Below are 7,207 nucleotides of genomic sequence, written 5' to 3'. Positions count from 1 at the left end.
GAACAGGCTCAGCGCCAGCGCCCGCGAGGGGCGCGCCAGGGGCGGTCGGGACATGAGGAGCGGTCCTTGTGACAGGCGACGGCTGGCTCACTCATGTTGGCTGGCGGGGCTGGCGATTATTCCATCGCGTCGGCGGAGGTACGCAATCTCCCTGCGGCCGGCGTGTCGTGCCCGGAAGTCGACGTCGTCACGGGCCTTCGGGCTTTACCGCCCGGGGCCTCGGGGCCGCGTGGCGCCCTTACCAGGGCTGCGCCGCCGGCGTGCCCTGGTGGTAGCGCATCTGCCAGCCGTCGGCGGTCTTCAGCCACAGCGAGGACCGCAGCGTGTGGTGGACCAGCGTCCCGTCCTCCTGGCGATGCGCCGAGCGGTAGGTCAGCAGCGCGGCCTCCGGCGAGATCGGCGCGAGGCGGAAGTCGTCGGGCACGACCTTGGGCGGCTCATGGTCGTCGGCCAGCCACGCGATGATCGTCGGCCGGTCGTACTGGCGACCGGAGCGGCCGACCTCGTGGAAGTCGGGATGCAGCAGCTGCGAGAGCCGCTCGGCGCTGCAGCGCACGCCGGGGTGGTGCAACTCGACCTCCAGCGCGCGGAGGGTGTCGAGCAGGGAACGGTCGGTCTCGGGCATGGGCGTCAGGCGGGATGCGGAGAGGCGAGGATACCGGCCGCCGCCAGGACAGCTATTCGAAAGCGATGCCACAATGCGCCGCGAGCCGGCTCGCTAGGGCATGGAAGTCGCGATAGCAGTCCTGCACCGCCTGAACATGGGCACCGATCGCGCCATCCGAAGGCTTCAACAGGAACATGGGCTTGTGCGCGTCCATCGCCATCGGCATCAGGCTTCGATAGTGCTTGAGCAGCGCGAGGCGATAAGGATCCTGGTCCGCCGCGGGGGCGTCGATGACCTGCTCGTTCAGGACCGCTTCACGATAGACGGTGGGCACAGCCTCGATCCACCGCTGATAGGCCTTGACGGGTCTGCTGTCGCGAATGCTGTGCTGCATGACGACGTACCCCGCAGGTTGCATTTCTCCCGACGGGAGGTCCAGGTCGTCATCCAGATCCTCGGCCCGCGCCAATCGATCCTGCCATTCGCGCCGCCAGCAGCGCAGCGACGGGCCCAGGCTCTTCATGCCCTGAAGAGAGAACCAGTCCGGCGCAAGCGGCAGCACGATGTGTTCGGCCGCCAGCAATGCGGATCGGTTGATGGCGCCAAGGTTCGGGCCGACATCGATGAGGACCAGGTCTGCCTTGAACTCCATCGCGGCCGACCGGATCAGACGATGAAATGCCGTGACCACCCGGAAAGCGCCTTCTTCTCCGCCCAGACACTTGACCCAGCTCTCCGACAGCAGGTCCTCGAAGCGCGAGAGGGCCAGTTCGCCGGGAAGCAGGCCGAGGTTCTTCTGCACTCGTTCGACGTGCGGTTGAGCGATGTCCCCTTTGCGCGCGATCAACGGACGCAAGGCCGAGAAGATCGTCCGATCACGCGCATCGTTCCAAAGGTCCAGCAACGCGTCGTCCTCGAGGAACATCGAGGTCAGCTTGGCTTGAGGATCCAGATCCGCGACGAGCGTGCGCACGCCTGCCTGGGAAAACATCCACGCCAGATGGAAGGCCAGCGAAGTCTTTCCCACGCCGCCCATGTGGTTGAAGAACGCGATCGTCTTCATGGGATTCGCTTCCGCAAGACGGCCAGGACGATGTTGTCCTCGATCTGGAACTCCAACGGGGGATTGCCATTGCGCTTCAAGGCGTCCTGCGCCCTCAGGATGCCGTAACCGAAGCGGTTCACATAACCGAGGGCCTTCATGGCCTCGGCGAGGATCGGATTCCGATAGCTGTTGCGCCGGCTCAGCGTATCGGGCGTCACTTCGCCGAAGAGCCCGCCCGGACTCTGAATCTCGATTCGATCCTCAAACCAGTAGAACCGGATCGGCGTATTCGACTGGTAGTCGCGATGCATGACGGCATTCATCAGCACCTCCCGGATCGCGATCTCGGGATAGTCGTGCCGCAATTCCTCCCGAAGGGCCGAGACCTTGTCCTGCGAGACGCCATTGCCGGACCTGACGCGACTGTCGAGTTCCCGAAGGACGCTGAGGAGGTCGCCCGATATCTCCTGCTGGTCGATGGGCGCCTCGGTCAACGCGACGCCCGGCATCTGCAGGAACTGGATATAGGCCCCGGGCAGGAAGAAGCGAGGGTTCTTGCCGAAAAGAAGAATGCCTGCCGTTGTCGCGCATCCCCGTTGGTCGTCGAAGAACCTCAGCGAAGCCAGCTGCTGCTGCAGCGACCGGTGGTTGGCTTCAATGACGTCCGCGGCGACCACGCCTGCCCGGTAACTGGCGAAGAGGGGCAGCGACAGTTCCTCGATCGTCGCTTCGGGAATGGGCTGGGCGTCGAAGGTGCGCGCGATCGCGATGCGCCTCTCGGTGAGGCGCCGTTCGTCCTGTTCGTTGGCGATGCCGCGTCGGGGACCGATGCGCACGTAGACCTGTCCCTTGTAGCGCACAGGTGGCAGGTGGGAGGGCTGCACTTCCACCACCGCCACGTCGCCTCCCGCCAAGGCCACCTTCCCGACCGTCAACGACGGCAGCGGCTGGATGTTGCCGTCCGATCGCAGCGCCGCGAGGTTCTGCAGCAACTGATCCGTGATCTCGATTCCCGCCGGAGAGCCATCCTGGTCATTGGCGCCCACGATGAGATAGCCCGGCTGGCGGTGGTCGGCAAGATCGTTCGCGAAGGCGCAGACAGCCTCCGCGAACTTGTCGGTCTTGTTCGTCGAGATGGTGCGTTCCACGCGATCCGACTCAAGGTCGGCCAGGAGTGCAGCCAGTTCGTGTGAATTGAGCATCGGGGAATCGGCCGGGCAAGATGGCCGTCCTCATTGTGGCTCGATTCCGGCGTGGTTCGGCTTGCCGGCGGGCGGGCCAATGACCGCTCAGGCCCTGTCACTCACCCCCGCCGAGTCGAAGCTCGCCATCTCGCCGAGCAGGCGGCAGGCCGACGCCAGCAGCGGCCAGGCCAGCGCCGCGCCGGAGCCCTCGCCCAGGCGCAGGCCCAGGTCCAGCAGCGGCTCGGCCTGCAGCGTGTCCAGCATCAGCCGATGGCCCTGCTCGTTGGAGCGGTGCGCGAAGACGCAGCGCTCCAGCACCGCCGGCTGCAGCGCCGAGGCCACCAGCACCGCCGCGCCGGTGATGAAGCCGTCCACCACGATCACCCGGCGCTCCTGCGCCGCCTGCAGCACCGCGCCGACCATCATCGCGATCTCCAGCCCGCCCAGCGCGGCCAGCGCCGCCAGCGGCTCGGTCGCGCGCGGATGCCGGTCCAGCGCGCGCGTCAGCACCTCCAGCTTGTGGCGCAGCTGCGCGTCGTCCAGGCCCGTGCCGCGACCGACGCAGGCCGCCAGCGCATGCCCGCCCAGCCGCGACAGCAACAGCGCCGCCGACGAGGTGTTGCCGATGCCCATCTCGCCCAGCAGCAGCACATTGCCCGGGCGCTTCTGCAGCAGCGTCTTGCCCGCCGCGATCGCGGTGGCGCATTCGTCCATCGTCATCGCCGGGCCGTCCAGCATGTCGCGGCTGCCCATGCCGATCTTGGCGATCAGCAGGCCGGCCGGGGCTCGAAGACATGGCGCACGCCGGCATCGACGATGCTCAGCTGCAGCCCGTGCTGGCGCGCCAGCACCGACACCGCCGCGCCGCCCGCCAGGAAGTTCTCCACCATCTGCCAGGTCACGTCCGGCGGATAGGCCGAGACGCCGTGCGCCGCCAGCCCGTGGTCGGCCGCGAAGACCATCAGCTGTGGATCGAGCAGCCGCGGCTGCTCGGTGCCCAGGATCAGCCCCAGGCGCAGCATCAGCGCCTCCAGCCGGCCCAGCGAGCCCAGCGGCTTGGTCTTGCGGTCGATGCGGTGGCGCAGCGCCGCGGCCAGCGCGTCGTCGTGCAGCGAAGGGATCGCGGGGATCAGGTCTTGCGTGGTCATGCGGACTTCTTGTGACGTCAAGGAAGAGGGGTGCGTCGCTCAGCGTGAGGCCGCGGGCGGCGGCGTCGACGGGAGCGACGAGGGCGATGAGGCGGGAGGCGTCGACGACAGCAGCCCCGCCAGCGCGCCGGGTTCGAAGTGGCGATCGACGTAGTCGGCCAGCTCGTCGAAGACGCGGTCGAGCGGGCGGACCGGCCGGTCGAACAGCGCGGCCAGGACCCGCTCGTCCTCGAAGAGGCCGTGCAGGTAATGGCCGAGCACCGGCCCGTGCTGCCAGCCGACCGGTTCGCCGAGCTCGTCGAACAGCACTGGCCGCGCCTCGGGCAGGGCGGGGTGTTGCGCGGTGCGGCCGTGATGGATCTCGTAGCCGCGCGCCGGCTGTCCGCCGAGCGCCGACCACGGCGCGGCCAACTCGGGCGCGAAGCGGCAGCGGCTCTCGCGCAGCAGCTCGCCGAACTGGGCGCGCGCCAAGCGCACCGCGAGGTGCCAGGTCAGCGCGGCGACGAAGATCATCAGCGCCGCGCCCGCCATCACGGCGGTCAGCACCAGGCCGGGTCCCGACGGCTCGAGGTTCAACGCCAGCAGCAGGAGCAGGGCCACGACCGCCAGCCCCAAGGCCAGCGCGGCACCCTTCCATGGCCGACGACGAGCGGCGGCGTCCCCCAACCTGTTCATGCGGGCCATTGTATGTAGGCCTCACCAGCCACTCACCGAGGATTCACCAGCGCACCATCCCGGCGCGGAGGCGCCGGCGCCACACCGGACCCGGGACTTACCCCGAGCGACAGCCCCAAGAACACCAGAATTGACGGCTTTTTCCCACGACTCCATCCTCCTGGTGAACGACAATGGCCCGCAACTCCGCGTGGAACGTCCATGCGGCGCCATGATCAGAAGATGTCACCGGACCACGCCACGACCATGCCCTCCGGACTCAGCCCGAACCCGCCGTGCTGGACGACCAGGCCCTCGCCCGTCTGCGCGAGTTGGACCCGGAGGGCGTGAACCATCTGCTGGAGCGTGTCGTGGCCGCCTTCCTGAAATCGCTGGACCAGCAGGAGCAGGTGCTCGCGCAGGGCCGCGACGCGCCGCGCGACCTCAACGGCCTGCGCCACGTGGCGCACACGCTGAAATCCGCCGCGGCCAGCCTGGGCGCCGCGGTGCTGTCCCAGCGCTGCGCCGAGATCGAAGGCCTGGCCCGCGCCGGGCACGAGGACGGCCTGGCCGACCTGATCGGCATCGCCCTGGACGACATCGCCGCCGCCCGGCTGGCGATGCAGCAACTGGTGCAAGCCCAGCGATGAGCCGCGTCGTGAAGGAAGGCGAACTGATCGAACGGCCACGCGTCCTGCTGGTCGACGACGACCCGGTCAACCTGATGCTGATCGAGGCCGCGCTGCAGGAGCATGGCTTCGAGGTCACCGCGCTGACCGGCGGCCAGCAGGCGCTGCAGCTGGTGACCCAGTGGACGCCCGAGCTCATCGTGCTGGACGCGCTGATGCCCGACCTGGACGGCTTCGAGACCTGCGAGCGTCTGCGCGCCCTGCCCGGCTTCGAGAACGCGCCGATCCTGATGCTGACCGGCCTCGACGACGAGGCCTCGATCAACCGCGCCTACCAGGCCGGCGCGACCGACTTCTTCGTCAAGTCCACGCAGTGGCGGCTGCTGGCCGGCCGGCTGCGCTACATGCTGCGCAGCTCGCGCACCCGCCAGGAACTGGAGCGCAGCAAGTCCAAGCTGGCGCGCGCGCAGGACCTGGCCCGCATGGGCAGCTTCGAATGGCAGACCGGCCACGGCTTCAAGCTGGCCAACGAGGCGCTGCGCGTCTTCGGCCGCGGGCCGGCCGATCCGCTGGACTTCATCGGCGTGATGCGCATGGTGCCGCGCGAGGAGCGGCTGCTGTTCATGCGGCTGCTGCGCGATGTCGTCGCCCACAACTCGGTGCTGGTGACCGACCTGCCCTTCACGCTGCTGGACGGCCGCAAGCGCGTCATCCACATCGAGGCCGAGCCCGAGTTCAACGAGCACGGCAACGCCTGCGGCTACACCGGCGTCATCCAGGACGTGACCGACCGCCGCATGGCGGAGGACCGCATCCGCGAGCTGGCCAACTTCGACGCGCTCACCGGCCTGCCCAACCGCCGCCAGCTGATGTGGCGCGCCGAGCGCGCCATCGAGGCCGGCCGACGCATGGGCCATGAGGTCGGCCTGCTGCTGATCGACCTGGACCGCTTCAAGGTCATCAACGACACGCTGGGCCACGCCGCCGGCGACGACCTGCTGATGGAAGTCGGCCGCCGCCTGCGCTCCTGCGTGCGCCACAGCGACCAGGTCATGGAAGGCATGCTGGAGTCGGTCGGCACCCGCTCGCACCGCACGCTGGAGGCGGTCGGCCGCCTGGGCGGCGACGAGTTCGTGGCGCTGCTGCCCGAGGTCGGCGACGAGGGCGATGCCGAGCGCGTCGCCGACCGGGTGCTGGACGCGCTGCGCGAGCCGATCTTCATCGCCGGCCAGGAGTGCTTCGTGACCGCGTCGGTCGGCATCGCGCTCTACCCGCGCGACGGCCTGACCATGGCCGACCTGCTGCGCAACGCCGACGTGGCCATGTACGCGGTCAAGAACCAGGGCCGCAATGCGTCGGCGCTGTATTCGCCGATGCTGGCGGGCCGCGGTCGCGAGAAGCTGGAGCTCGAATCCGCGCTGCACAAGGCGATCGAGCGCGACGAGCTGGTGCTGCACTACCAGCCCAAGATCGACGTGCGCACCGCCCGCATGGTCGCGCCGAGGCGCTGATGCGCTGGCGCCGCGGCAACCAGCTGGTGCCGCCCGGCGAGTTCATCCCGCTGGCCGAGGAAACCGGCCTGATCGTGCCGCTGTCCGAGTGGGCGCTGCGCGAGGCCGCGCGCCAGGCCAAGGTCTGGCAGCTGAATTTCGGCTTCAGCGAATCGATCGCGGTGAACCTGCCCAACCGGCTGTTCGAGCGCTCGGACCTGGTCGAGCACATCCATCAGTTCGTCAGCCAGTGGGGCGTGCCGCACCGCGCGATCCAGCTCGAGATCACCGAGACCGGCCTGATGAAGGACCTGCAGAGCGTCATCCCGTCGCTGCACCGGCTCAACGAGGTCGGCGTCGAGATCTCGATCGACGACTTCGGCACCGGCTACTCCTCGCTGGCCTACCTGACGACGCTGCCGATCTCGGAAGTGAAGATCGACCGCAGCT

7 protein-coding genes and 1 pseudogene are annotated in these 7,207 nt (G+C 68.7%); 3 read left to right on the top strand and 5 right to left on the bottom strand.

Features of this window, described 5'->3' with window-relative positions; translation table 11 throughout:
* Positions 1-238 precede the first annotated feature (238 nt).
* The 5 genes and pseudogenes from FUT87_RS12805 to FUT87_RS12785 all read right to left on the bottom strand — a co-directional run bounded on the left by FUT87_RS12805 (position 239) and on the right by FUT87_RS12785 (position 4,659).
* Entirely contained in the window at positions 239-625 is a 387-nt protein-coding gene (locus FUT87_RS12805; RefSeq protein ID WP_147241267.1) for a DUF4440 domain-containing protein, read from the bottom strand.
* A gap of 52 nt (positions 626-677) precedes the next feature.
* Complete coding sequence (locus FUT87_RS12800) at positions 678-1,670, bottom strand: ParA family protein (RefSeq protein ID WP_147241266.1); 993 nt, start codon at positions 1,668-1,670, stop codon at positions 678-680.
* On the bottom strand, positions 1,667-2,854 hold the full coding sequence (locus FUT87_RS12795; protein ID WP_147241265.1) for an ATP-binding protein: 1,188 nt from the start codon (positions 2,852-2,854) through the stop codon (positions 1,667-1,669). Before FUT87_RS12795 ends, FUT87_RS12800 begins: the two co-directional genes overlap by 4 nt.
* Before the next feature lie 87 nt (positions 2,855-2,941).
* Positions 2,942-3,984: pseudogene (cobT, locus tag FUT87_RS12790) on the bottom strand (nicotinate-nucleotide--dimethylbenzimidazole phosphoribosyltransferase).
* A 39-nt stretch (positions 3,985-4,023) separates the two neighbouring features.
* Positions 4,024-4,659: a hypothetical protein gene (locus FUT87_RS12785; protein WP_255511800.1), complete on the bottom strand. Its 636-nt coding sequence runs from the start codon at positions 4,657-4,659 to the stop codon at positions 4,024-4,026.
* A gap of 275 nt (positions 4,660-4,934) precedes the next feature.
* Between FUT87_RS12785 and FUT87_RS12780 the strand changes: the two genes are divergently transcribed.
* The 3 genes from FUT87_RS12780 to FUT87_RS30640 form a co-directional block, all read left to right on the top strand.
* Positions 4,935-5,288 (top strand): Hpt domain-containing protein, encoded by a 354-nt coding sequence (locus FUT87_RS12780; protein ID WP_147241263.1) that lies wholly within the window; start codon positions 4,935-4,937, stop codon positions 5,286-5,288.
* Positions 5,285-6,778 (top strand): bifunctional diguanylate cyclase/phosphodiesterase, encoded by a 1,494-nt coding sequence (locus FUT87_RS12775; protein WP_255511799.1) that lies wholly within the window; start codon positions 5,285-5,287, stop codon positions 6,776-6,778. The genes FUT87_RS12780 and FUT87_RS12775 overlap by 4 nt, the downstream gene beginning before the upstream one ends.
* Positions 6,778-7,207: EAL domain-containing protein (locus tag FUT87_RS30640; protein WP_255511798.1), on the top strand; the 430-nt coding region annotated here is incomplete at its 3' end. The genes FUT87_RS12775 and FUT87_RS30640, both read left to right, overlap by 1 nt.

The organism is Mitsuaria sp. TWR114 (genome assembly GCF_007997345.1).
Note: the sequence above shows the minus strand (reverse complement) of the source record. Positions and strands in the feature narration are given on the sequence as shown.